This is a genomic window from Candidatus Campbellbacteria bacterium, assembly GCA_024653945.1.
Taxonomy (GTDB): domain Bacteria; phylum Patescibacteriota; class Minisyncoccia; order Phycocordibacterales; family EsbW-18; genus EsbW-18.
Genome location: JANLIT010000002.1, coordinates 166,498 through 189,240, shown reverse-complemented (window position 1 = coordinate 189,240; position 22,743 = coordinate 166,498). Strand labels below are relative to the sequence as shown.

General features: G+C 43.0%; 28 protein-coding genes. All 28 read right to left on the bottom strand.

The window, feature by feature from the left end; translation table 11 throughout:
- Positions 1 to 35: 35 nt before the first annotated feature.
- Positions 36 to 1,157 (bottom strand): phosphoglycerate kinase, encoded by a 1,122-nt coding sequence (gene pgk, locus NUW02_01510; protein ID MCR4274708.1) that lies wholly within the window; start codon positions 1,155 to 1,157, stop codon positions 36 to 38.
- 5 nt (positions 1,158 to 1,162) lie between these two features.
- The gene (locus NUW02_01505; GenBank protein ID MCR4274707.1) at positions 1,163 to 1,924 is read right to left on the bottom strand and encodes a triose-phosphate isomerase; all 762 of its coding nucleotides are present in this window, start codon (positions 1,922 to 1,924) and stop codon (positions 1,163 to 1,165) included.
- Between the two features lie 27 nt (positions 1,925 to 1,951).
- Positions 1,952 to 3,385, bottom strand: a complete 1,434-nt coding sequence (locus NUW02_01500; GenBank protein MCR4274706.1) for a hypothetical protein — start codon at positions 3,383 to 3,385, stop codon at positions 1,952 to 1,954.
- 15 nt (positions 3,386 to 3,400) lie between these two features.
- The gene (locus NUW02_01495; protein ID MCR4274705.1) at positions 3,401 to 4,042 is read right to left on the bottom strand and encodes a hypothetical protein; all 642 of its coding nucleotides are present in this window, start codon (positions 4,040 to 4,042) and stop codon (positions 3,401 to 3,403) included.
- A 68-nt stretch (positions 4,043 to 4,110) separates the two neighbouring features.
- A complete protein-coding gene (locus tag NUW02_01490) occupies positions 4,111 to 5,952 on the bottom strand; it encodes a carboxypeptidase regulatory-like domain-containing protein (protein ID MCR4274704.1) in 1,842 nt (613 codons plus the stop codon).
- A gap of 38 nt (positions 5,953 to 5,990) precedes the next feature.
- A complete protein-coding gene (locus tag NUW02_01485; GenBank protein ID MCR4274703.1) occupies positions 5,991 to 7,202 on the bottom strand; it encodes a type II secretion system F family protein in 1,212 nt (403 codons plus the stop codon).
- Positions 7,203 to 7,406: 204 nt separating this feature from the next.
- Positions 7,407 to 9,155: a GspE/PulE family protein gene (locus tag NUW02_01480; protein MCR4274702.1), complete on the bottom strand. Its 1,749-nt coding sequence runs from the start codon at positions 9,153 to 9,155 to the stop codon at positions 7,407 to 7,409.
- 191 nt (positions 9,156 to 9,346) lie between these two features.
- Positions 9,347 to 10,207 carry an SIMPL domain-containing protein gene (locus NUW02_01475; GenBank protein MCR4274701.1) on the bottom strand — a complete coding sequence of 287 codons (861 nt, stop codon included), beginning with the start codon at positions 10,205 to 10,207 and terminating at the stop codon, positions 9,347 to 9,349.
- 116 nt (positions 10,208 to 10,323) lie between these two features.
- A complete protein-coding gene (locus tag NUW02_01470) occupies positions 10,324 to 10,986 on the bottom strand; it encodes a YceI family protein (GenBank protein ID MCR4274700.1) in 663 nt (220 codons plus the stop codon).
- 69 nt (positions 10,987 to 11,055) lie between these two features.
- A complete protein-coding gene (locus NUW02_01465) occupies positions 11,056 to 11,598 on the bottom strand; it encodes a disulfide bond formation protein B (protein ID MCR4274699.1) in 543 nt (180 codons plus the stop codon).
- A 71-nt stretch (positions 11,599 to 11,669) separates the two neighbouring features.
- Entirely contained in the window at positions 11,670 to 12,059 is a 390-nt protein-coding gene (locus NUW02_01460) for a cupredoxin domain-containing protein (protein MCR4274698.1), read from the bottom strand.
- 7 nt (positions 12,060 to 12,066) lie between these two features.
- The gene (locus NUW02_01455; GenBank protein ID MCR4274697.1) at positions 12,067 to 13,101 is read right to left on the bottom strand and encodes a sulfite exporter TauE/SafE family protein; all 1,035 of its coding nucleotides are present in this window, start codon (positions 13,099 to 13,101) and stop codon (positions 12,067 to 12,069) included.
- 52 nt (positions 13,102 to 13,153) lie between these two features.
- On the bottom strand, positions 13,154 to 13,618 hold the full coding sequence (locus NUW02_01450) for a hypothetical protein (protein MCR4274696.1): 465 nt from the start codon (positions 13,616 to 13,618) through the stop codon (positions 13,154 to 13,156).
- Complete coding sequence (locus NUW02_01445; GenBank protein MCR4274695.1) at positions 13,615 to 14,064, bottom strand: hypothetical protein; 450 nt, start codon at positions 14,062 to 14,064, stop codon at positions 13,615 to 13,617. The genes NUW02_01450 and NUW02_01445 overlap by 4 nt, the downstream gene beginning before the upstream one ends.
- A gap of 1 nt (position 14,065) precedes the next feature.
- Positions 14,066 to 14,197, bottom strand: coding sequence for a YHS domain-containing protein (locus tag NUW02_01440; GenBank protein ID MCR4274694.1), 132 nt, complete (start codon positions 14,195 to 14,197; stop codon positions 14,066 to 14,068).
- Positions 14,198 to 14,290: 93 nt separating this feature from the next.
- Positions 14,291 to 14,578: a hypothetical protein gene (locus tag NUW02_01435; GenBank protein ID MCR4274693.1), complete on the bottom strand. Its 288-nt coding sequence runs from the start codon at positions 14,576 to 14,578 to the stop codon at positions 14,291 to 14,293.
- Between the two features lie 85 nt (positions 14,579 to 14,663).
- The gene (locus NUW02_01430; GenBank protein ID MCR4274692.1) at positions 14,664 to 15,608 is read right to left on the bottom strand and encodes a hypothetical protein; all 945 of its coding nucleotides are present in this window, start codon (positions 15,606 to 15,608) and stop codon (positions 14,664 to 14,666) included.
- 4 nt (positions 15,609 to 15,612) lie between these two features.
- The gene (locus NUW02_01425; protein MCR4274691.1) at positions 15,613 to 16,002 is read right to left on the bottom strand and encodes a hypothetical protein; all 390 of its coding nucleotides are present in this window, start codon (positions 16,000 to 16,002) and stop codon (positions 15,613 to 15,615) included.
- A 1-nt stretch (position 16,003) separates the two neighbouring features.
- On the bottom strand, positions 16,004 to 16,783 hold the full coding sequence (locus NUW02_01420) for a hypothetical protein (GenBank protein MCR4274690.1): 780 nt from the start codon (positions 16,781 to 16,783) through the stop codon (positions 16,004 to 16,006).
- A 4-nt stretch (positions 16,784 to 16,787) separates the two neighbouring features.
- The gene (locus NUW02_01415; GenBank protein MCR4274689.1) at positions 16,788 to 17,303 is read right to left on the bottom strand and encodes a DUF1573 domain-containing protein; all 516 of its coding nucleotides are present in this window, start codon (positions 17,301 to 17,303) and stop codon (positions 16,788 to 16,790) included.
- 98 nt (positions 17,304 to 17,401) lie between these two features.
- The gene (locus NUW02_01410) at positions 17,402 to 17,815 is read right to left on the bottom strand and encodes a hypothetical protein (GenBank protein ID MCR4274688.1); all 414 of its coding nucleotides are present in this window, start codon (positions 17,813 to 17,815) and stop codon (positions 17,402 to 17,404) included.
- A gap of 65 nt (positions 17,816 to 17,880) precedes the next feature.
- Positions 17,881 to 18,144, bottom strand: a complete 264-nt coding sequence (locus tag NUW02_01405) for a hypothetical protein (protein ID MCR4274687.1) — start codon at positions 18,142 to 18,144, stop codon at positions 17,881 to 17,883.
- Positions 18,145 to 18,162: 18 nt separating this feature from the next.
- Positions 18,163 to 18,384, bottom strand: coding sequence for a hypothetical protein (locus tag NUW02_01400; protein MCR4274686.1), 222 nt, complete (start codon positions 18,382 to 18,384; stop codon positions 18,163 to 18,165).
- Between the two features lie 43 nt (positions 18,385 to 18,427).
- Positions 18,428 to 19,051, bottom strand: coding sequence for a DUF305 domain-containing protein (locus NUW02_01395; protein MCR4274685.1), 624 nt, complete (start codon positions 19,049 to 19,051; stop codon positions 18,428 to 18,430).
- Positions 19,052 to 19,064: 13 nt separating this feature from the next.
- Positions 19,065 to 21,422, bottom strand: coding sequence for a heavy metal translocating P-type ATPase (locus NUW02_01390; protein MCR4274684.1), 2,358 nt, complete (start codon positions 21,420 to 21,422; stop codon positions 19,065 to 19,067).
- 5 nt (positions 21,423 to 21,427) lie between these two features.
- Positions 21,428 to 21,694 (bottom strand): metal-sensitive transcriptional regulator, encoded by a 267-nt coding sequence (locus NUW02_01385; protein MCR4274683.1) that lies wholly within the window; start codon positions 21,692 to 21,694, stop codon positions 21,428 to 21,430.
- 68 nt (positions 21,695 to 21,762) lie between these two features.
- A complete protein-coding gene (locus tag NUW02_01380) occupies positions 21,763 to 22,335 on the bottom strand; it encodes a LexA family transcriptional regulator (protein MCR4274682.1) in 573 nt (190 codons plus the stop codon).
- A complete protein-coding gene (locus tag NUW02_01375) occupies positions 22,335 to 22,529 on the bottom strand; it encodes a hypothetical protein (protein ID MCR4274681.1) in 195 nt (64 codons plus the stop codon). The genes NUW02_01380 and NUW02_01375 overlap by 1 nt, the downstream gene beginning before the upstream one ends.
- Positions 22,530 to 22,743 lie beyond the last annotated feature (214 nt).

Below are 22,743 nucleotides of genomic sequence, written 5' to 3'. Positions count from 1 at the left end.
GTGTCGACAATACATGGAGAAACCACATCCGTCAACTACTTCAACGCTTCAATCCCCGGAAGTGTTCCTTTCGCCAAAAATTCCAACATCGCTCCGCCGGCAGATGAAATAAAAGAAAAGTGTCCCGTGATATGACCCTCGGCAAGAACGGCGTCAGTATCTCCACCACCAACAATACTTTCAGCATGTGATGACGCAATGGCGCGCGCACATTCCTGCGTTCCTACAGAAAATCCTTTTTCATACAAGCCAAGTGGACCATTCCATAACACAAATGACGCACCAGAAACAACTTGAGAAAGGTGTGCCAGTGTCTCTGGTCCAGCATCAACAATGGTGTCATCCGGCCCAATTGCTTCTGGTTTGAGTACATGTTCTTTTCCGCCTGTATCAATAGTGAGTACGTCTCTATATGCAGATATGTTTGGCATGGCCAAAATAGTTTGAAGAGATTCATCGCTGGATACAGCAACCAGAGACTTTCCAACAGAAAATCCCTTTGCACGAAGAAGTGAGTTTCCTGAAACACCAAATACAAACACTGTATCCATGTGAGGCGCAAGTGCCGTAATCAATGGGAGTTTTGTTTCCGGTTTTGCACCACCAACAATAAGTACCGACGGGTGTTGCGGGTTAAACGCTTGAGAAAGATGTGTATATTCCTCCGCAAATTCCAGTCCCATGTATGACGGTATCAATTTCGGCACACCAACAACAGACGCGTGCGCACGATGTGCAGAGGTAAAATCGTCATTCACAAACATGTCAGCAAGCCCAGCAAGTTTTTTTGCAAAATCTACGTCGTTTTTTTCTTCTTCGGGAAATTGACGAATGTTTTCAATACACACAATATCTCCATCTGCCATTTTTTTTAGTACTTCTTTTCCTTCAGAATTAAACGGATTAGTGAGAAACGAAACCGGAATGTGCTGTGCGAGAACGCCCGCAACGGTTTTAAGAGATTCCCCTTCAACAGACAAATGTCCTATAAGAATAACCTTTGCGCCTTTACTCTTGAGAAACCGCAGTGTGGGTAGGTTTCCGAGAACCCTGGAGGTATCTGCTATGACACCATGTTCAATAGGAACATTAAGATTTCCACGGACCAAGACACGGTCACCGAGAGAGATGGGTGCTTCAGTAATAGATTTCAACATATATTCTAGTGTGCTTTTTCTAGTGCAAAAAGCATGTCAGCCACATTTTTTGCAACAAGGCTTGCGTGTCCAACAAGAACACCTTGCACCGCACCCTCGCGCACAATGGGGTTGATGTTGCTCGGTTCAACAGACCCACCATACAAAATGGGAATTGACATACCAACCGAGCGACCATACATTTTTGAAAGTATTTTTCGTATAAATAATGCCATTTCATGAACATCATTTGGGCTCATTGCCTGTGCAGATGTTCTGCCGATTGCCCACAATGGCTCATACGCCAGAATTATTTTTGGTGCTCGTGCTTTTGAAATACCATGTAGAGAACCTCGTATCTGCTCTTCAATAAATGCAAAATGTTCCCCATGCATACCGCGTTCATGTTCCCCAATACAGAGAATTGGTGTAAGGCCTGATGCAAGGACCGCTTGTACTTTTCGAGCGATTAACTCATTTGACTCCCCAAGAGCACGACGCTCTGAATGTCCTGCAATAATGTATCGAACATGCATATCTTTGAGCATACCCGTTGAAACTTCTCCGGTGTGTGCTCCATTAGGAAAAAGAGACACATCTTGCGCACCAAAAAAAACCAAACCATCACTCTTTGTCGCACATGATGCAATAAAAGGCGTTGGTGGACAGACAACCACACTCGTCTTACGAGCCTTTTGTGCGTATTTCTTCGTTGCATTCCATAACATAACAGCCTCACGCACAGAGTCGGGATTCATTTTCCAATTAGCAACAAAAAGTAAACGCATACACACCCATTATATCATGCCATACACTTACTCAACCTCTTCCCAGGAAATAGTTATGTATTGGTCTGCAGTAAGCGGAAAAGATGGCGGAGGCGCATACAATAAGTTTGCATCGTAAATATAATTACGGGTTTGATAGCCATTACTCCCATACCACAGGGCAGATCGCTGGTTTGTACCCAACATACCGTATGTGGTAAGAAGTGTGCGCAAATGATTCGGTGAACACTCAGAAGTGTAGCTATACCTACCTATTCGTCCATTTTGAGCAATAATTGCCGCATCAACACGAAGGTCATCCTCGCTCACTAAACCAACATTAAAATTACCCTGTGCAATGAGACCAATGACATCGGTGCCATCATAATTCGTATATCGTATATCGTTAGTAACATTGATATTTGTCCGTGTTGAAGGATTGTCAGGAAACTTTGCAGACGCTATGGTAAGACGCGCGCCATCAATCGTTCCATTAACCCACATATGATCCTCCACAAAAATAAGACCGTTCGCTGGAAATGTGTAGTTACTAAGGAACGTTTCTCCACCACTTTTGATACTCAACGTTCCACACCCCGTACCACTACATGAACACCCACTTTTTGAGTACATGGTATTTACACGATACAAATCAAACGTATCATTTGTTTTGAGCACCACATGATACCCGAGACCTCCTGATGCCGCAAAATAGCGTCCCTCTGATTGTGCGGCACTTTTTATTTGTGACAAATCTGAAATGATTCCAGTAAAATCAACTGCAGGTACTGGAAATTGGCGACCCGCAACAAAGACATCCGCGCGATTAGGTACCGCCGCTGGTGGGAGCGGATCAACAGGAGAATCGTGCGTATGAACCCCAAATTCATATCCACCCGAATGGTCTGGGTCATCAAATGTTGATGTGGCACTCGTTACTAAGTTGTATGCAATACCGTCAAAACGCAATCCTGTGTTTGAGTGAATTGGTCCATACACATACGCAGTTGAACCAAAATTCACGAAACTATTTAACACCCACGCGTATTTTGCAAACGATGGAATGGCAAAGAGTACTTCAATTTTTCGTGTGATTGTTGGTTCTGCAATAGTGGAACCTGTGGAACGCACTCTCACAATCGTGGACCCCGCTACTGGCGCCGTAATGGTGAGAGAGAAATTTCCAACCATGTTTCCTGCGGTGTCATAGAACGGGTGAACATATGGACCAGCGACACCTGTTCCGTCTTGGTAGTCAGTTGGTGCGTGTGCCAAATGCCATCGATAGTAATCAATACCGGCCTCCGCAACATGAAAGGCGAGTTCGCGTGATGTTGCAGTCCGCAAAACCCGTGCGTTCATTCCTGTCCAAGCAACGAGCCCTGTCAGCATTAAAATACCAATGGATGCAAAAACGAGCACCGTTACCAATAATCCTCCTTTGTGTAGGACCTGACTGGACGTCAAACGTTTTTTTGTCAAAAGAGAATACATTGTTTACAAATTATCTTTAATGGTACGAAGAGAGATCTGCGTTGTTCCAATAATCGCTGGTGGTGGAATAAGTGCATTATCATCAACAACAATAGTTATCTTCACAAGACGAACGCTTGATACAGTAACCGGTTGCGTAAGCGGTGTTGTTGTTCCGGCATAGTTGGTATCGTAGTACGAAAATAATGGTGTGGTTGTTGCTTGCACATTTTTTACCATACTCCGTGTGGTTTCGCTCCCTGTATACGCCAACGGACTCCCTGTTGGTTTCAAGGTTCCTTTTTTTAGTTCTGTTCCTTGGAGAAAATATCGTATCCGCTCTTTCACGCCATCGTTATCAGTATCTACATAAAACGAAAGTGTTGATGATGAGGTCGTTGCAAGCGCATATGACCCAACACTACTTTGTGACGCGGCACGGAGCTCGGCACTCATTCGTCGTGTTAACACCTGCAATTCTTGCTGTATTTGTAATTGTCCCTGAGCACTCTTTGAGAATGAAAAAATGTCGGAAAAAAAGGTCATCACCGCAATACCAATGACAGTAAAAATTCCCATGGCGACGAGTGCCTCTACGAGACTGAACCCAGCACTAAACAACAGTCTCTTTCTGTAAGGTTTTTTTGTAATAAAAGAAAGTATCATAAAAATATAATGTTTAGTGCTGGCTGAATCCTTTTTTAGTATTGTGAGAATACATATATAGGCAGGTATCATTCTGGGGTAAGAATCGCTTCATATGATATAAAATTGCTCGTTACTGATAGTGGAGCACTTGTGTATGGTTGATATCCCGATTTTGACACAGAAACAGTATACGAACCACTTGAAAGTCCTGAAAATGTAACTTGACCTGGTGGAACACACTCTGAGGTAAACGTGAACGAAACGTCTGAAATAGTTGGTGTAACGGACACATCCTCGGTTTCTAAGAAAACTTTGTATCGAAAATATTGCTGTGCATTGTGGACCACATTAATATTTTGGTCTGCAACAGTATAGTAACTACCATTCGTTGCATCTGGTCCGAGAAAATTCCATGTCGTTGTCGCCACATCATTACTTGTTGCAATCTGAAAACGAACAGGGTCTGCGCCCGCAAGCGGTGGCTGATCCTCTGGTTGCCACGTAATTCTATAAAAATTACTTGTTGTTCCGACATCAAATATTGACGATGTGAGATCACCCGATGGAGTGTACGATCCCGCAAACAATACCAACTCCATAACACCCGCCGGCGTATCGGTTTCAATGTTTCCATCATCTGAACTATATCGAGAACCACCAGACCACACCGTTTCACCAGACCCGCCCGACCAATCCGTTTGTCGCAAAAATCCTCGCCCTGTTGTTTGCGTCTCTTCCCCCGTAATCGCAACATCTGCCTCGGATATAGGTAGTGCTGTTGCACTGTCTTTAACAGTTACCAGTAGTGCGTTTGGATTAAGTGGGCCAACAACCACTTGTACATCAAGATTGGAGTCGGGTGCAATTGTTGGAGGAAGAAGTGGAATAAGACCGAGAAGTTGGTATGTACTACCACTCACCGAAAGTGAGTAGGTATCCCACTCTAAATCATTTATTACTTTTTCTCCCAACCCGTTCGTTGTATGCGATTGAGAGTATTTATTTACATCAGGACTTGTGCCTATAAGCTTACTGCCTTGTATATCAATACCAACACCGGCAACTGCTTCACATGTTTGCGTAACGCTGGTAATAGACAACGAACTTACCTTGTCTATAGAAAAACTAATTTGGGTAACCTGCTGTTGGGCAACCGTTGCATACGGCGTCGTTGGATTTGGGTTGCTCACTGTGGCGGTATATGTTTGGTCTGAAGAGTATCCGTCTTTACTCACGTATACTTCATACGCCCCCGCGCCTGGCGGAATATCAACAAGTTGCAAGTTTCCATTGGTATCGGTAACGTCATCTATGCGAATAGACGGCACGATTTGATTATTTTCTACACGCACATCAGCACCTTGTACCGGCACACCATTCGCGTCAAAAACACGAACAAAGAGTGCACCATTTGTTGAGGCGAGCTCAAGGTTTTTTGGACTAACGTGTGTTGTAAATATCTTTGGTGGAAAGTCTCTGCACGTGTCACATGCAATTTCTGTCTCCACAAGCTTATAGTCAGCTGGAGCCGTGTCATTGGGTGTTCCCCCAAGCGTGCCGTCAAACGGGTTATCAATATTTCGCACAATCGTTGTCACGGTAAATGTAAATCCATCACGTATGAGTGTTTGGGTATGAGGAACAAGGCCCGAAGGAATACTTCCGGCAACACCAACTTTTGCGTACGGCATGTTGCGTATAATTTCAAACTGTTCAGTCGCGAGGGATGATGCGACAAGATTGACACGCGATGAATTAATGACACGAAAAAGTGTTGTGTATGCTTGATACAAACTCACTGCAATGAGAAGAAATATCGTGGATGCGACCACTGTCTCCACAAGGGTGAACCCAGCATTCATGTGTCGTGTAGCATGTACCATGTAACAATTTGATTCTTGTGTTTTGTTATTTGTTTTATGCTTCATGGTACATGTTTCCTGTTACATGTTTCATGTCTCTTGTCCTAAATACTTGATGAAAGCGAGTAAATTGGTGTAATCATTGATACGGCAAAAAACCCAACAGCCGCACCAATAACCACCATCAGGAGTGGCTCAATAATCGTGGACATGTCTTTTGTTTTCTGGTCAACTTCTGTTTCAAGGAATGTCGCAATTTGGAGAAACATGTCCGGTAGTTTTCCCGTTTCTTCTCCAACAGCAACCATTTCGGTCACCATGGGCGGATATAACTTTGGATACCGCGCAAAAACAACAGAAAGTTGTGTTCCTTTTTGAATTTCTGTTTCTGCTTCTTTTAAGACCGCTTTGTAAAAAGAGTTCTGTAGCACATCACTCGTAATACCGATACCTGACACAATTTCAACACCAGACGAGAGGAGTGAAGCGAACGTTCGTGCCATACGCGCAGAGTTTGTTTGTTGCACAAGTGTTTTAATAACCGGCAAATGCATGATGGCACGTTCAAACAGACGCTTTCCCGTAGTAGTTCGGAGTGCCTGCATACACAACACAACAAAAAGTATGAGTCCTCCAATATAGAGTATTGGATGATTTGCGAGTCCGTCCGAAATGGTAATAATAAACTGGGTGCTTGCTGGTAAGTCAACTTTTAATTCTTTAAAGGTAGTCGTCAGTGTCGGAACAACATACATGAGCATGAGAATACCAATAACCACCATGAGCGACATAATAACGGCTGGATACATCATCGCACCACGAATACGACGGCGGAGTGCAAAACTTCTATCCATCTGTTCGGCGGTAATACGTAGTGCCTCTCCAAGCTTCCCCGATTCTTCTCCAGCACGAACCATGGCAACAAAAAGCGTTGTAAATACTTTTGGAAATTTTGCAAACGCAGCTGAAACAGGTGTTCCTTTTTGAATTTCTGCACCAATAAGAGAGAGTACTTCACGAAACTTTCTACTTCCTGATTGTCGTTCCATAATTGCGATACCTCGCGATATTGTAAGACCCGCATCAACCATTGCTGCAAGATTTTTTGCAAACGTAATCTTCTCTGTAATTTTAATACCACCTCCGAAGTCAATATTAAATCGCTGATACCATACCTTTTCTTTTATTTCGGTCGCAACAACAAGGGTTTCACCTTCTTCGGTGAGTTGTTTGGCAAGCGCAAATGAATCTTCCGCGTCCGTAATTTTTTCGTAGACTTCACCTGTAGCCGCTACCGCTTTGTACTTCAAACGCATAGCACCATTATCGCATAGTTACGCACAAAAAAACCCACACGTGGTGGATTCTGTGTATTTTACAGAACTTTTGTACAACAAAAGTTCGTGGTACGGAGCTCGCCTATTGCCGAAAAAGACTCTCGGAGGACGTGAGTCCGAGAGTGAGCGCGTTTTCAGCAGAAAACGACGCGTGCTTTTGAGGCAATCTAGGCGAGTGGAGAGTTATTCGGTAACCACACGCAACACCTCCTCAAGGGTCGTCAAACCCATAACCGCCTTAAAGACACCGTCCTCAATCATCGTCATCATTCCCTCGCTCTTTGCTTGATTTTCCATTTCTTCCATTGAGGCACGTTTAATCATAAGTTCGCGTAGTGCACTTGAAACCTTAAGCACCTCATGAATACCAATACGCCCCTTGTATCCATCATCTCCGTCTTTCACTTCTTTTGGACGATAGAACGGAACTTCTTTCCACGTTGCGTTCTTTGCAACCAATCCTTCGGTTATAAGAAAGCCGAGCATGCGATCAAGGTCAACTGACTTACCAAGCGCTTTTAATTCATCCGCAGACAGAGAATATTTTTCTTTTCGTGCAAGAACACGCACAAGACGCTGACCAACAATGACCTTGAGCGTAGATGCGATAAGAAATGGTTCCGCACCCATGTCCAACATTCTTGGCACCGCACCAGCTGCGGAGTTTGTGTGAATTGTTGAGAGTACGAGGTGTCCGGTCAATGCGGCGTTGATTGCAAGTCCGACCGTTTCTCCATCACGAATTTCTCCCACCATAATAATATCCGGGTCCTGACGAACAAGTGCGCGCAATCCATTTCCAAACGTCATCCCTATTTCTGGTTTTACTTGCGTCTGATTTACCCGTGGCATCTGATACTCAATTGGGTCTTCAATGGTTGAAATGTTTACATCTGGTGTGTTGAGAATATCCAAAACTGTATACAGGGTCGTTGTCTTACCTGACCCAGTCGGACCGGTTGCAAGAATCAATCCCGTTGCCTGCTTTGTTGCCCAATGGAGCGCTTCAAGTCCTTCTCCGTGAAAACCGAGTGTTTCAAGTGTAAAACCGGATGCGCCTTCGTGAAGAATACGCATCACAATCTTCTCTCCGTAGTAAATAGGAAGTGTTGAAACACGAAAACTCACACGTTCACTTTCAATGTCCATTTTAAATCGTCCATCCTGTGGTAGTCGTTTTTCATCAAGTTTTAAATTGGAAAGCACCTTAATGCGCGCGACTATTCCGGCCGAAACCTGTTTGGGTAAGGTCATTGCATCATGAAGTAGTCCGTCAATGCGGTACCGAATAAGCAAATCCTTTTCCATGGGTTCAATATGAATATCAGATGCACCCTCAACAACCGCGTGGCGGATAAGCGTTTCAACAATACGTACCACGGGAAGATCTTCGGCTAACTTTTTGAGTGTTTCTCCAGAGGCATTTTCACCAACACTTCCCGATGTAGCAGAAAGTGCAGCTGCCTCATTTTTCAAAATATCACCAAACTCCAATTTCAAACTTCGTTGGTATTGAATGAGTGCATTTTTTATTGAGTCAACATCGGTAAGACGCGGAAGGATGCTAAGACCTGTTTTCTTTTTTATGAAGTCAATTGCCTTAAGGTCCTGCACATCCAACATGGCAACCTCTAAATCTGTGCCCGTAACACGAAATGCAACAACATTATTTGAACGAGCAATCGGTTCAGGAATGAGCGACAGTGTTTTGAAATCTATTTTTTCATTCTTTAAATCAACAAATGGAATGCCGAGAACGTGCGATTTTGCTCTCCGCAAATCATCTTCAGGAATAATTCCCTCGGACACAACGAGATCCTCAAACGACATTTTTTGCTCGAGGGCCCGTTTTTCAAGTTCTTGCGCCTTACCAAGGGAAAGCATTTTTGTATCAACAAGAAACTGAATGAGTTGTTGTAAATCAAAGTGCATGAAAAGGTGTTAGGGTGTTAGGTATATTGTAGCACTTCTTGTATTTTCACCGAACTTTTGTAACACAAAAGTTCGGGGTACGGAGTGAGTCTCTATTTTGTAGAAGCCTCTGGAAGCGCGGCGGCGCTGGAAGGAGAAAACCGCCACCAGGCGGTTTTCGTGCTTCTACAAAATATGAGACGAGTGCAGAGCTAGCGAATTTCGTACGTAATAGAAACGTTTGCAGTGATTTTGTTCTCACCAACTGGAATTTGGGGGACGGGTGGAACTGAAGAATCACTTGATACTGTTGCTTCCATACCCTTAAACATCATTGGGTAGTAGCCACCACCATTTTCCGAGAAACTTACAATGCGCACGATTCTTACACCGAGGTCTTTTGCCAATTGTTCTGCTTTATTTTTTGCATCATCAATTGCTTTCTGACGTGCTTCGCGTTGCAATGCCACCTCATCATCAATGGTAAATGTTGGACCGTAGATATCGGTCGCACCCTTCTCACCAATACCAGAAACGAGTGCCCCGACTTTCTCTGTATCACGAATTTTCACGGTAATAGTTTGTCGAACTTCATACCCAACAATGACTTGATTTTGTGGTCGTGGGTAGTAGTCAGGATATACAACAGATGTTTGCACACCACCATATCCAGGCTCTGCGGCACCAGACGAACCACTAGACATTGGCGTTACTTCGTTTGTCCATTCATATTTCGGATTTGCACTGTAGTTGGTCGTTTTAATATCTTTGTCATCAATTCCTTGGTCTTTAAGGAATGCGAGAATTGTATTCATCTTTTCTGCCGATACACTCTGTGCTTCGGTTAGTGTTTTTTTCTCTGCAAAAACCGAAAAACCTATTTCTGCAATATCGGGAACCGCAAATACTTCGCCTTCACCGTTGATGGTAATGACGTTAGACGCAGAAACCCCTCCGCCAATGTAGCGGTTTTCTTTAAGAGCATTTAATGCTGAAACACCAACAAAAATAATGAGAACGATACAAAGCCACCCAAGATACTTTACCGCTTTTTGTACTGCACTTGTTTCCATATAATGAAATGTTAGTTGTTTAATATTGGTACTATCTACTCCAGTATACGCCGAGGTCAGTAAAATGTTACACAGTGAGGGTGGTGTCGTTCTTAGAGATTGAATCTCTTTGTGTGCTAGTTACTTTGCGCAACGAGTGTAAGGTCAATTTTGACCGAGTCTGAAATAACCTTATCCCCAAGATCACTAAAGAATTTGCCTGAACCGTAACGAATGTCCCACAGTGTTCTGTCAAGAGTCAGTGATGCTGTGCCTGAAAGTGTTTTTCCATCTTGTGAAATTGTTGCCGGGAAAGAAACCTCCTTCGTCACATTTTTAATGGTTACGTCCGCTTTCACGATGCCGTTTTCAACACTCTTGATACCAACGGTTGCAATCGGATACGTTGCAACATCAAAAAAATCTGCCGATTTGAGATGAGTCTCCAGAGCGCTTCCTGGAACTTTTTGATTGCTTGTTGAAATCGTTTTGAATGACTTCATATCAACAACAAACGAACCCGCAACAAGAGTGCCCCCCGTTACAATTACAGACCCTTCCTTGAATGAAAGCGTTCCGTTGTCAAAATATTCTTTAATGAGTGTCTTACTTCCCGTCCATGTAAGGGAACTTTTCTCTACATCAAGTGCGTACACACCGTCAGTGAGCGTACCCACGGAACCTTGCCGTGTTGTTGTTGCTATGTCATTAGGAGCTTCCACCGTCTTACGCGACATAAAATACCAACCGCCGGCAAGAAGGATAACAATAATAAGAACCCAGATAGTTTTTTGGTGCATAAATAAATATGGAAATTAAATAAAAACAACTGTACTAATAAGATCATTATACCACAGTGCAAAAAACCCTTACTTGTCCATTTTGGGGCTCATTGCCCAACCAATAAGAAGAAGAAGTGCAAAAGCCGTTGCTGACATCACCGGAATAGTAATGTATCCGTACCCAATAACATATTTTTGAAGACATGACACGGCCAATCCTCCTGGATCACAAAAAGTGGAAACTGTTTGAAATGTTTGAATGGCAATGTTGTACAGCGCAATACATAACCCAACAGCCGAAAGTGTGTTGGTGTACAAAAACACATCCTGTCTTCCCTTCCACAACGCGGCGCCAAAAAGAATAAGTTGCGGGTAGAGAAGAATTCGCTGATACCAACACAGCGAGCATGCTGGAAAACCAGCAATTTCTGAGTAGTACAAGCTACCAATAAATGACGCGAAAAGAATAAGAAACGAAATGGTCATTCCACGAGAGCGGACAAACGAAACCACAGAAGAAAACCCACGCACGTTGAGCAATCCGAGCAAAAGTGTAAGAGATGCCACCTGCAGCACGGCAATGCCGAGCATGATGAGCGTATTAATGATTGGATAGGGGATTGTTTCCATAACAGAGAGAGTATATCCCGCACATACCTTTTTTCAAAATTATGTGCAGAATATACCAGAAAATAATTAAATTATTCTTGAAAATCAATTTCGTATGGGTACATACCCATACCACATGTTCCCTGCATCACTCCGGCTTTTGGACTTCCGAGGTCCACATCAAGACCTCCCGATGGTGGCAGATTTTTCGTGATATTCAAGCTCGGAATACGGACTATTGATGAACAATCAAACGTACCGCTGGTTTTGAGACGCAAAATAGTTGGAATACCTGCCTTTGCCACACTTTTTTCAGGAAAGTATCCTCCTTTTGCAAGAATTTCAACAACCTGAACCCCATCCACAATTGAAACGTTGTTTTCTGGAACATCATTTGGAAGTGGGTTTGATTTAGAGAAAGTGAACGCAAAAAAGATAAGTGCGCCGGCAATAACGAATGACAGAAGTGTGAGTTTGTTCATACGGATACTAGAAGCTAAAAACTGGTGGAATAAGACCGATGACCACAAGACTGTTAATGAGATTAAACAGTGCAAACATAATAACAATAAGTCCTGCTGATTTAAAGAAGATGCCCGATTTTGAACTATTTTTAATACTAAATGAACTAAAGCTCACGAGTGTCAAAACTGGTAGTGTACCGAGGGCAAAGGCAAGCATGGTGAGTCCCCCACTCATAAAACTTCCTGTTGTAAGTGCATACAACTGCATTGACTGTGTGAATCCACACGGCAAAAAGAATGTTGCAACACCAACGAGAAGTGGTGTGAGTGTGTGATTGAATTTTGAAATACCGTGCGCATGCTTCCCTATAAATGCTGGCATTGATAGTTGTAACTTTTTCGCCCATGGAAATACATCGAGAAGATTGATGCCGAGAATGAGCATCACGAGTGCAACAAGGAGACCTAAAATAAACGTTCCCATTGTACCGAGTGTAAATGCCGATCCCAGCGCACCAATAACCCCACCGAGAAGAAAGAATGAAACAATGCGCCCGCCATGAAACATGAGTTGTGGTTTAATCTTGTCTCCCTCCTTGGCAAACGTTGCAGACATAGAGAGGAGGAGTCCCCCAACAACTGCCATACATGTTGAGAGCGATGCAACAATACCAATAACAAATGCCGTTCCATACGACACGCCATTTGCGTTGATAAGATTCACCAGTCCTGCCTTTTGTAACAGAACAAAGAGCACCGCAAACCCAAGTGCTATTGGAATCGCGATTTTAAAATCACTCCATATTGCTGTGTGTTCTTGTCGTTCAACCGACACGATGTACCCACTTGCTTTCAATGGAATGGTCAATTCCTGCGCAATTTGCTCTGGTGTTTTGTCACCAAAATCCCCCACCACTTCAACTGAATGATTGGTAAGACTTGATTTTACATACGACACGTTAGGCAATTCTTTTAGTTCGGCTTCCGTCAAAAGCACACATGCTTTACAGTGCATTCCATGAACATGAAATGTGTACTTTTTTTGATTTAAATCTGCCATAGTGCGTCATTGTACCACAAAACGCACCAGCATGACGCTCGCATCTATAACGTTATTCGGTCAGAATCCACGAAAACGATCTTTGCACGCCACCAACGCCTTGTATATTTAATTTCAAATGTTGTGGATACGGCACAATCGGAGTAAAGACAAGAACACCTCCTCGGTGGTGACCTCCTACTGGCGCACCCTCCCATGTAGTTGGACCGTACTCATTTCCAAAGTCATCGACAAGCACAGCAACTTCGGTCATATTCTGATCTAACTCAACCGAATGGGTATCCATAATAATGTCGAACTTCCACTCTTGTGAATCTACCAGGTTTATTTCCGGAGTGACAGACACCGTCACGCCGGCCTGTTCGTCAATCTTTGTCTCCCATGTATGTATTGCAGATGGTGTGACAACTTCAATTGGAGATGCCGGCAGAGATGGTAGCTTCTTATAGAACACAAAAGCCCCCGCAATGACAGCGGCGATCGTCATAATTATCCATAGTGATTTTTTTATACTCATACGCGTCTTTTGTATGTAATTATTTTATTGCTAATAAAGACAATGCCAAGCGCGTTGAAAGCAAGCCCAACCCAGAAAAACTCAACTTGATATTGAGCGATGGTAGACAACACCCCCGCAATCCCAAGTATTGGTACTATGTTTGCTAGATAATGTGCACAGCAAGAAATCATTGTGAGTGTGGAGGTTGTCCCTGTCGTAGCCATTATCTTACCCCCTACAACCATACCGCCATTTGTCACGAGCTGTTTGAGATATGAGTACAACCCAACTTGGACTCCGAAACCACCCGCTAAACTGACCAGAAAGTACCAGTAATTTCCAAATTGATCTTGGGCAAATTTCCATCCAGATACCGCTGTAACTACACCTATATAGACAAGCAGGAGTACGGCGGTCGCACTAATGGCGAACAGATAGGTTTTTGACTTCTGTTTTTTGTCCATGTCATTTTACATACGTGCTTGGATTGCCATCGAATTGGTTTTTACAGTGTTCGGAACAAAAATAATATATTTTACCCCGATAGTCGCTCTCAAATAAATCGCTTGTTGATTTCATTCCACACACAGGATCAATACGATCTTTTTCTTTTACACTAAACCCAAATCTACTCAGCTTTTTAATTAGTGATTTAACTCTGTTTTCCATAGTATTTGTTTTTAACAACTATTAGTGACAGCAGCTGTGTCCAGAATGACCCGCATCGTTTTTGGTATCTTGCTTCTTGTTGTTTGTATCAGTTACTTCATGCTGTTCATCAGAATGTTTGTGTGATTTTCTCATCATAACGAAGTGAATCACCACCATCACTATAATTCCACCAAAAATAAACCACGTTGGAGCACCGATTGCTTTTCCACCCGCACCAAAAATCACTATAAGAAGAAGTGGTAGAACACAACAGAGCACCATCATCCACATCATGCCACTATTATTTTTTTCATCGTGAATATGCATAGGTATAGAGCACTATATTATTGGTAAGAAGTTTTTGTTGGATATCCAACTTTTTACAACGTGCAATGGTTGCTTTTTAAGCAAACTACACACTACACCCACCTCCACCTTGTTGCTGTTGTGGTTGTGTAACTTGTGCCTTAATTTTTGCGTATCCCGTACCACTCGAGTATTGTGCACCAAGCACTTCTGATGGAGACACATTCGCCCATGCGATACCTTTGTTTTTCATGTATGTCGCAATGGTACGATAGGTATCAGGAAACCAGTACGAATTGACTGCAAGAGCTGCTTTGTACATGTCTTCTTCACTCACACCTTGTGATGCCATCAGTTCAAGAAGGCCGAGCATCGCCATGCCGTGATTGCAGTCAGGAAAATGTGTGGAGTTTCCACAGCATGGACGGAATATGCCCCGCGATACTTTGTCTACGAGTGCCTGTTGCTCTGGTGTGAGATTGAAGAATCTATGTTTGCTGTAGTGGTCCATTGGGTTACCTTGTGCAATTGTCCAACCAGCGGTTGAAGTAAAGTTTTGTGCACCACCATACTTCGGGTCAGACATTTCTCCTGATTCCAAAATAGAATTATCGCTTGCAAGCCCGAGCGCCCATAAGAGATTGAGAAGATAGGCGGAATTCTCACGAGTTATTTTTAACTTGCCATTGTTTTGTTCAAGGAGAAGTTTATTAAATCCCTCTGGAAGTGCGCCCCTCTGATCATAGGTTGTCTTTAATTTTTCAACATCAATTGCACCAACACTGACAAGTTTTGCTCCAAGATCACCCCACGTTGCTGGTAAGACAACACCTTCCGATGGAATAATTGACTCTTCAAAAGCCAACACTTGACTGTTTACTTCTTTGTCACCTGTCGCCTGAAGTTGACCCACTCCACCAGTACCTCTGAACCACATTGCACCAGCGATAAGAACTCCAGCAACAAGAATTGCGAGTGGTATTGGATTTGAACCACTGCGAGGTGCTGGATTGTTTACTATAGTTTCTTCTGTGTATTTTGTTTCTTCCATATAATTATTCACAACACGTATCTAATGCTTTAGTAATGTCTTCTAAATGTTCCCCCTTCTCCGTTGCGGTAAACATACCGTTGAAAACCGCCCACACAAGAGCGTATATACCTACTGCCCCGACGGTATACCACCACATAAACTGTAAAGTCGCATACATGGCTATAAACCCGAGAGGGATTGTAATGAGCTTCCAATACATCGTCACTGGTTTATGAAAGACAGGTCGCAGTCGTGCGGCAAGTGTGTACGAGATACCAACCACACTACCGCCCATGAGCATCGCAAGGAGCTCATTATTAACGGCATACCCAAGTACCTTGAACACAAACATTGAAAGCCATGTGAGAGCTACGAGCGTGCACACCGGACAGACTTTCTTGAGAAATGTCATATTAGATGAAAAGTACTAGGATGCCGATAATAATCATTGCAATACCCGCCCACAGATGAACGTCTTTCATTTGGGTTTTTTTCCACAGCATAATTTTGTCGATAAGTGTTGGATTTGCAGCAATCCAAAGGGTCGCTACAAGTGGTACAACGAGAATCACATTGTAGAGGAGGAGATATCCAAGACCTGAGAAGTAGGTAACTTGGTCATGCAGAAGACCAATAACCATAAGGTACGGACCACCCATACATGGAAACTGACAGAGTCCAACTAGTAATCCGAGAGCAAACACTGCTGGCACGGAGACGGTGTTAATAAGTTTACTCATCGCCCCGTGCGCAGCGTCAGGAAGTTTGAGTTTTATAGGGAACTTCGGAAAGAGCGCGCCGAGGAGGTTGAGTATTCCGAAGATAATAAGGAGCGCTGCCCCAAGTTTCCCCATAAAGTGCGGCACATTGAAGATGTGGATGACCTTCAAGATACCGATGCCAATCGTAAAGTACGCGGCAAAGATTCCAGCAATGTAGAATCCACCAATCTGGAGAATTTTCTTTCTGGTCATTTGTAGACCAAAGAGAAACGCAATAGTGATGAGCAAAATCGAGAATGAGCACGGATGCACACTGTCAAGAAGCGCCGAAAAACCAACAAGAGGCAGGAGCCAGACACCGCCATTGCTCGCGTTCCATAGGAATGTTGAGAATCCGGGACTGTACTTCAGAACAACAACCGCACTAAGTGCGATGAGCACCACCCCAATACTAATAATAAGTTTTTTCATATGACTATGGGGTTACTACAGCTTTAACTTCAATACGAATAGATTGGTTTGCAGAATCTGTGATGGTAATGAAACGGTCAATTTTTCCAACACCTGCTGGACCGTGAGCATTTGGGTCATACACAACACGAATGATGCGACTTTCTCCTGCTGGGATTATTTCATTTGCTGGAGGAACCGCACCTCCGTGTCCCGGCATACCAAACGGTCCCTTGTTGGTTCCATCCGGTTCAACAATATATGCAGCTGTACACATACATGACGTTTCAACACGACCAACCATAATATCTGCATCGGTCGGGTTAGTAAGTGTGAAATCTTTTGTTACGTTTCCATTTTTCATGGATATTGTGCCAAAATCATAGAGGGTTTCAGACACAGTGAGTCCACTTTCTCCTGTAACCGCTGACACACCTTGTACAGATGCTGCTGCGTTTCCGTTTTTGTTATAGCCGACAACAAGAAGACCTATAACAGTGGCGAATGCAAGGACTGTGATAATAACTGTTTGTGGTTTCATAATTTGTAGATTAGAAGTGAGTAGTATTTTGTAATACAAAAACCCGCGATGCATGCGCGAGTCGAAAGCACTTAAAAAGCTAGACTTTTTAAGTGCTTTTAGGTGCGGGAGGGGCTATTTTCAAAAAGAGACAGCCACTGAATTATTTTCCTAGTATATGAATTGACTGTGGGAGAGGTGTGTACAGTATGGGCAAAAACCAATCGACTCGGTAGCTGTAACCGCGGGGAAATAACAAACAGAGTGGCGATTACCGACAACACAGAAATAATGAGTGCGGTCAATCCAAAACTTGTTGGTACATTAAAAAACGAATTATACGCAGAGATGTGGTGAATGGCCACCGAAAGTACATCTTGTGGACAAATGGTGGCTCCCGCCGTTGAGAAGGGGCAGTCGCCCGTCATTTGTTTCCCCGACTCATGTGCCACCACACCAAAACTGAAAAGAACCAGCATTGAAAATACTACCAGAACAATGATGGCTATATTTTTTTTAAACAGAGAATTCATATTCATTTCATATTCATATTGAAGTTCATTATACCCCCACGGGGTATAGTAGTCAAGCGGGTACTCTAGCTCTTCTTTAAACTTGAATTGTGCATCCAGACCATATAACTCCCAAATATCCAAGCAAAGACAAACATATACACCGCACCAAGAACAATACTGCTAGAATTTCCCCACACAAAACCGGGGAGAGTTTCAAACAAACGGTGGTGTAATTCGGTGGCTACTTCTGAACGCCATGGAATATACCCCCCAAGAAGACAAATAACGTAGATAACCTCCGAGCCAAGTACACATTTCCAACCATATTTTTTTAATGATAGTTCCATATAATTTTTATTAATCTATTAAACAATTCCTCCTCGCTTCTCAAGCATCGTGTGATGAATTGTTGCAATCGCAAACCAAATTGCTATAAGAATAAGAATTCCGGCACAGAGTAGAGCACCCACTTTTGTAATTCCAAAAACCAAATTATCCGACCCACCTAGAATGGCACCTGCAAACACTATGATTCCGACAAACCCCACGATAACACTGACGACATGCATTAATTTAGATAGTTTCATAATAAGTTCTTTAATTAATCTAATAATCTTAACTTATATAATTTTACTTATACCAACTCTTATACCAACTTTCCATTTGTTCTATTTCTTTTGACTGCGATTCGGTAATATTATTTGCAAGAGTTAACATTTCCAGTCTGCTGGTCCCAGCTTTTAGCATCTGTGCCATCATAATTGCCATTTGGTGGTGCGGTATCATCTGTTCAATAAACTCCTTGTCAAAATCTGCGGCAGTGTTCAGTTTGTTTATATCTTCCTGCCCACCCATATGCATTCCTCTTTGTGACATCATCCCCCCCATCATGGAAAGGGTGTTCTCGGGGGCATCTGTACCGAACCACTCTCCGTACCATACTCTCATATCTACATTTTCTTTTGTTTGGGCCACAAGGATTGCCTGCGCCAATGTTTTAATTTCTGGATGCACTGCCTTTTGTAGTGCAAGGGTAGCCATTGCTATGGCTCCCTCGTGGTGCGGTATCATCTGTTCAATAAAATGTCTATCAATACCATTCATCACTTGGGTATTCCCTACGCCTTCAGTATCAAAGCCCATCATTCTAAATCCTGCGGTACGGTACCCGAAAAAACCCCCAGGTGTAAGAATGAACGCCAGCAGGAGGCCGGCAATGATTCCTCCGATTCCAAAAATAATTTTATTATTCATATTTTTTAATTACTTATAATTTTTTAGTTTTAATTCGTAAGGAATTTGATACCACAGACACTGAAGACATTGCCATCGCAAAACCAGCAAACACCGGAGAGAGTAGCCATCCAAAAACTGGATAAAATACTCCTGCAGCAAGTGGAATACCAACGATGTTGTAAATAAACGCCCAGAACAAGTTTTGCTTGATTCCCCACATGGTCATCTTTGAAAGCTTAATTGCTTTCACTAGCTTTGAGATATCTCCACCAAGAAGCGTAATGCCTGCTGATTCTATGGCAACATCAGTTCCTGTACCCATCGCAATACCAACATCCGCTTGAGCAAGTGCCGGTGCGTCATTCACTCCATCTCCTGCCATAGCAACAATACGTCCCCGCGACTGCAATTCTTTTATTTTTGCCAACTTGTCCTGTGGCAACACATGTGCTACCACGTCATCAATACCAACAAGAGATGCCATGTATTTCGCCGCCTTCTCATCATCTCCGGTGAGCATCACCACTTTGATTCCGAGTTTGTGAAGATCTGCAATTGCCTGTTTTGATTCTATTTTTATTTCATCAGCAACCATAACAAACCCGAGAACGCTCTCTTTCGTCGCAAGAATAACTGGAGTTTTTCCTTGCGCGGTAAACGTTTCAATTTTTGAAGCATCAAAAGAAGTGCCGAGGTCTGAAATCAATTTTACATTTCCCGCATAGTACTGAATTCCTTTGACCGTTGCCGTCACACCCTTTCCTTGAATTCCTTCAAAATTTGAAGCATCTTCAACACTAATAGCCTTATCTTGTACATACGACACAATTGCGTGTGCAATAGGATGTTCTGATTTTTTCTCAAGTGATGCAAGAAGTGATACAAGTTCATCATCTGACATTTTTGAGAAATTCTGAATATCAACAAGTGTTGGTTTTCCAATGGTGATGGTTCCTGTTTTGTCCACAATAACCGTATCCACCTTATGTAATTTCTCTAATGTTGCTGCATCTTTAATAAGAATACCTTCTTTTGCACCTTTGCCCACTCCAACGATAATTGCCGTCGGCGTTGCGAGCCCTAGTGCGCACGGACACGCAATCACCAAAATTCCCACGAACGACACGAGCCCAAATGAAAGTGCTTGTGAGAATCCGAGGTATTGTGTCCCCACAAGAAGCCATGTACCCAGAGTTACGAAGGCAATAACGAGCACAATTGGGACAAAGACACCAGATATCTTATCTGCGAGTGCCTGAATCGGTGCCTTGCTTCCCTGTGCCTCTTCAACCATGTGAATAATCTGAGCAAGCAGTGTCTCCGAGCCAACTTTTGTTGCGGTGAATGTAAATGAACCTGTGGTATTAATGGTTCCAGCAACAACACTATCCCCCACTTTTTTCTGTGCAGGCATCGGCTCTCCTGTCACCATGGACTCGTCCACAAACGAAGAGCCTTCCATGATTGTCCCGTCAACAGGAATTTTTGCGCCGGGTTTTACGACAAGTACGTCTCCGTGTTTCACCTCATTCACCGGAATCTCTATTTCTTTTCCATCACGAATCACGAGTGCTGTTTTTGCCTGCAAATTGAGAAGTTTTTCAATCGCATCTCCTGTCTTTAATTTTGAACGCGCCTCAAGATATTTACCAAATGCAATGAAGGCAATAACAATAATGGTAACGTCATAGTACGTATTATCTACATTAATGAATGGTCGTAATGTTTCTTCAAACGCAGTAACAATAAAACTGTAGAGGAACGCCACGGACGTACCAATACCGATAAGCGTATCCATGTTTGCTTTGCCATAACGAAGAAATCTGTAAAAACCAAGAAGATATGGCTGTCCTACAACAAAAAGTGTATAGGTCGCCATTATAGGAAGTAGGTGGTGAAAGAATTCACTCCAAAACTCCGGCATTGCGGCGCCTGAGTTAAATCGCGCAACAATATCCCACACTAAAATGATGGTACTGATGATGGTAAGTGGAATAACTGAAATAATTTTACTTTTCATGTCAGCCAGTTCTGCCAATTTCTCTTTTTTGGATTGATTAAGACCGAGATGTGCCGAATGTTCATCCTCAGACATTCCCATCCCATTAGAGTCAGAAGACCGCTCCATGTCTTCGCGGCCTCTAACGGGACTCGTTTCTTTCACACTCGGGCTATCTGGCAAGCGTAGAGAGTATCCGAGTGGCTCTATCTTCTTTGAAAGATCTGTTGGGTTTGTTTTTGACTCATCGAAAGAAACTTTTGCGGTTTCTGTGCCATAGTTTACTTGTACGGATGTAACACCGTCTGTTTTCTTAAAGGTTTTCTCAATAATTGCTGCGCATGACGCACAGTGCATTCCTTTTATGTTGTATGTTTTTGTAGTATCCATAAAAATTATTTTCGTTTGAGTTTGTACACTTTGAGAATCTCCTGTGCCGCCTTCGTTTCTTTGCCGTGTTTCATCTGGTGCACTACGTGTTGCGTCAAGTGGTTTTGCAACATTAAGTCCTCCACCGAGGCAAGTGCATTTCTGATGGCCGATGATTGGGTAATAACATCAATACAGTACTTACCCTCTACAACCATTTTCTGTAAACCACGAACTTGCCCCTCAATACGTTTGAGACGGTTTTCAACGTTTTTATGTATGTGTGTATGCATATATAAAAGCAGTATACCCCCATGGGGTATACTGTGTCAACCCTGTTAGAGTCTTGTGGAGGGCTTGGCTATTTTTCGTACCGTCGAATCACCGAGCGGACCACTGCACCAATTTTGAGTTCCTCTTGGGGATAGATATTCTGATATTTTTTGTTTCCCGGTTGGAGATAGTAGCCCTCTGCATTACGACGTAAATATTTGAGTGTCCACAACCCATCAATGTCAGCAACCACAATATTCCCCACCTTCCATGTGTCGGTGCGTTCAACAAGTACGAAATCTCCTTCAAAAATTCCCGCGTCCACCATGGAGTCCCCTTTTACCTTAAGAATGAATGTCGCATTGTGATCGTTGATGAGCCACTCATCAAGCGTAAGAGAATCAAATTCGTGTTCTTCTGTTGGTGACGGAATACCCGCCTCAATGAAGCCGAGCATTTTTACTTCACCAAAGAGCATTGTTGGTGTGAGACGTCCGAGATAATCTTTGGTTACTGCACCCGCTTCAACAAGTTTTTCAACAACTTTAAAAACTGCGTTTTTAGATTTAAAACCGAAAAGCTTCGCCATCTCTGTATACGTTGGCATTCGTTTATTCTTTTCATAAAACGAATGAAGTTTTTGTGTGTACTCGGTAAGCATTAAAAGAGTGCCATGACTGATGAAAGTCTTTTAAAAAGTGATGGACGACGATTGCGTCGTGCCCACCGTATCAGCTCTTTGTGTCTCTTTGCTTCAGAACGATACGAAATTCCTTGCATTATTTTTTCATCAATAGTCCAGTTAAGGGCCTCAATCTCTTTATCTATATATTGTATGTAGTCTTGGTACTTCATATGAATAATTGTTAGTTACCTATAACCTTTTGTTGGTTATAAGTATAGGTGAACGGTCGTTCACCTGTCAATGGATGGCTGTGGAAAACTCTACATTCGTTTTGCTTCCCAAAAACACGTGTCTTTTTCTACTGAAAAAGCACTCCCTCTCGCCCTCATCGGGCTCCCCGCCTGCCGGCAGGCAGGCGAGAGTTTTTTGAGAAGCAAAACTCAT

Excerpts from the sequence above, each read along its gene's own strand:
- pgk (MCR4274708.1), bottom strand. The coding sequence starts at position 1,157 with ATGTTGAAATCTATTACTGAAGCACCCATCTCTCTCGGTGACCGTGTC.
- NUW02_01505 (MCR4274707.1), bottom strand. The coding sequence starts at position 1,924 with ATGCGTTTACTTTTTGTTGCTAATTGGAAAATGAATCCCGACTCTGTG.
- NUW02_01495 (MCR4274705.1), bottom strand. The coding sequence starts at position 4,042 with ATGATACTTTCTTTTATTACAAAAAAACCTTACAGAAAGAGACTGTTG.
- NUW02_01490 (MCR4274704.1), bottom strand. The coding sequence starts at position 5,952 with ATGAAGCATAAAACAAATAACAAAACACAAGAATCAAATTGTTACATG.
- NUW02_01485 (MCR4274703.1), bottom strand. The coding sequence starts at position 7,202 with ATGCGTTTGAAGTACAAAGCGGTAGCGGCTACAGGTGAAGTCTACGAA.
- NUW02_01480 (MCR4274702.1), bottom strand. The coding sequence starts at position 9,155 with ATGCACTTTGATTTACAACAACTCATTCAGTTTCTTGTTGATACAAAA.
- NUW02_01475 (MCR4274701.1), bottom strand. The coding sequence starts at position 10,207 with ATGGAAACAAGTGCAGTACAAAAAGCGGTAAAGTATCTTGGGTGGCTT.
- NUW02_01470 (MCR4274700.1), bottom strand. The coding sequence starts at position 10,986 with ATGCACCAAAAAACTATCTGGGTTCTTATTATTGTTATCCTTCTTGCC.
- NUW02_01465 (MCR4274699.1), bottom strand. The coding sequence starts at position 11,598 with ATGGAAACAATCCCCTATCCAATCATTAATACGCTCATCATGCTCGGC.
- NUW02_01460 (MCR4274698.1), bottom strand. The coding sequence starts at position 12,059 with ATGAACAAACTCACACTTCTGTCATTCGTTATTGCCGGCGCACTTATC.
- NUW02_01455 (MCR4274697.1), bottom strand. The coding sequence starts at position 13,101 with ATGGCAGATTTAAATCAAAAAAAGTACACATTTCATGTTCATGGAATG.
- NUW02_01450 (MCR4274696.1), bottom strand. The coding sequence starts at position 13,618 with ATGAGTATAAAAAAATCACTATGGATAATTATGACGATCGCCGCTGTC.
- NUW02_01445 (MCR4274695.1), bottom strand. The coding sequence starts at position 14,064 with ATGGACAAAAAACAGAAGTCAAAAACCTATCTGTTCGCCATTAGTGCG.
- NUW02_01435 (MCR4274693.1), bottom strand. The coding sequence starts at position 14,578 with ATGCATATTCACGATGAAAAAAATAATAGTGGCATGATGTGGATGATG.
- NUW02_01430 (MCR4274692.1), bottom strand. The coding sequence starts at position 15,608 with ATGGAAGAAACAAAATACACAGAAGAAACTATAGTAAACAATCCAGCA.
- NUW02_01425 (MCR4274691.1), bottom strand. The coding sequence starts at position 16,002 with ATGACATTTCTCAAGAAAGTCTGTCCGGTGTGCACGCTCGTAGCTCTC.
- NUW02_01420 (MCR4274690.1), bottom strand. The coding sequence starts at position 16,783 with ATGAAAAAACTTATTATTAGTATTGGGGTGGTGCTCATCGCACTTAGT.
- NUW02_01415 (MCR4274689.1), bottom strand. The coding sequence starts at position 17,303 with ATGAAACCACAAACAGTTATTATCACAGTCCTTGCATTCGCCACTGTT.
- NUW02_01410 (MCR4274688.1), bottom strand. The coding sequence starts at position 17,815 with ATGAATTCTCTGTTTAAAAAAAATATAGCCATCATTGTTCTGGTAGTA.
- NUW02_01405 (MCR4274687.1), bottom strand. The coding sequence starts at position 18,144 with ATGGAACTATCATTAAAAAAATATGGTTGGAAATGTGTACTTGGCTCG.
- NUW02_01400 (MCR4274686.1), bottom strand. The coding sequence starts at position 18,384 with ATGAAACTATCTAAATTAATGCATGTCGTCAGTGTTATCGTGGGGTTT.
- NUW02_01395 (MCR4274685.1), bottom strand. The coding sequence starts at position 19,051 with ATGAATAATAAAATTATTTTTGGAATCGGAGGAATCATTGCCGGCCTC.
- NUW02_01390 (MCR4274684.1), bottom strand. The coding sequence starts at position 21,422 with ATGGATACTACAAAAACATACAACATAAAAGGAATGCACTGTGCGTCA.
- NUW02_01385 (MCR4274683.1), bottom strand. The coding sequence starts at position 21,694 with ATGCATACACACATACATAAAAACGTTGAAAACCGTCTCAAACGTATT.
- NUW02_01380 (MCR4274682.1), bottom strand. The coding sequence starts at position 22,335 with ATGCTTACCGAGTACACACAAAAACTTCATTCGTTTTATGAAAAGAAT.
- NUW02_01375 (MCR4274681.1), bottom strand. The coding sequence starts at position 22,529 with ATGAAGTACCAAGACTACATACAATATATAGATAAAGAGATTGAGGCC.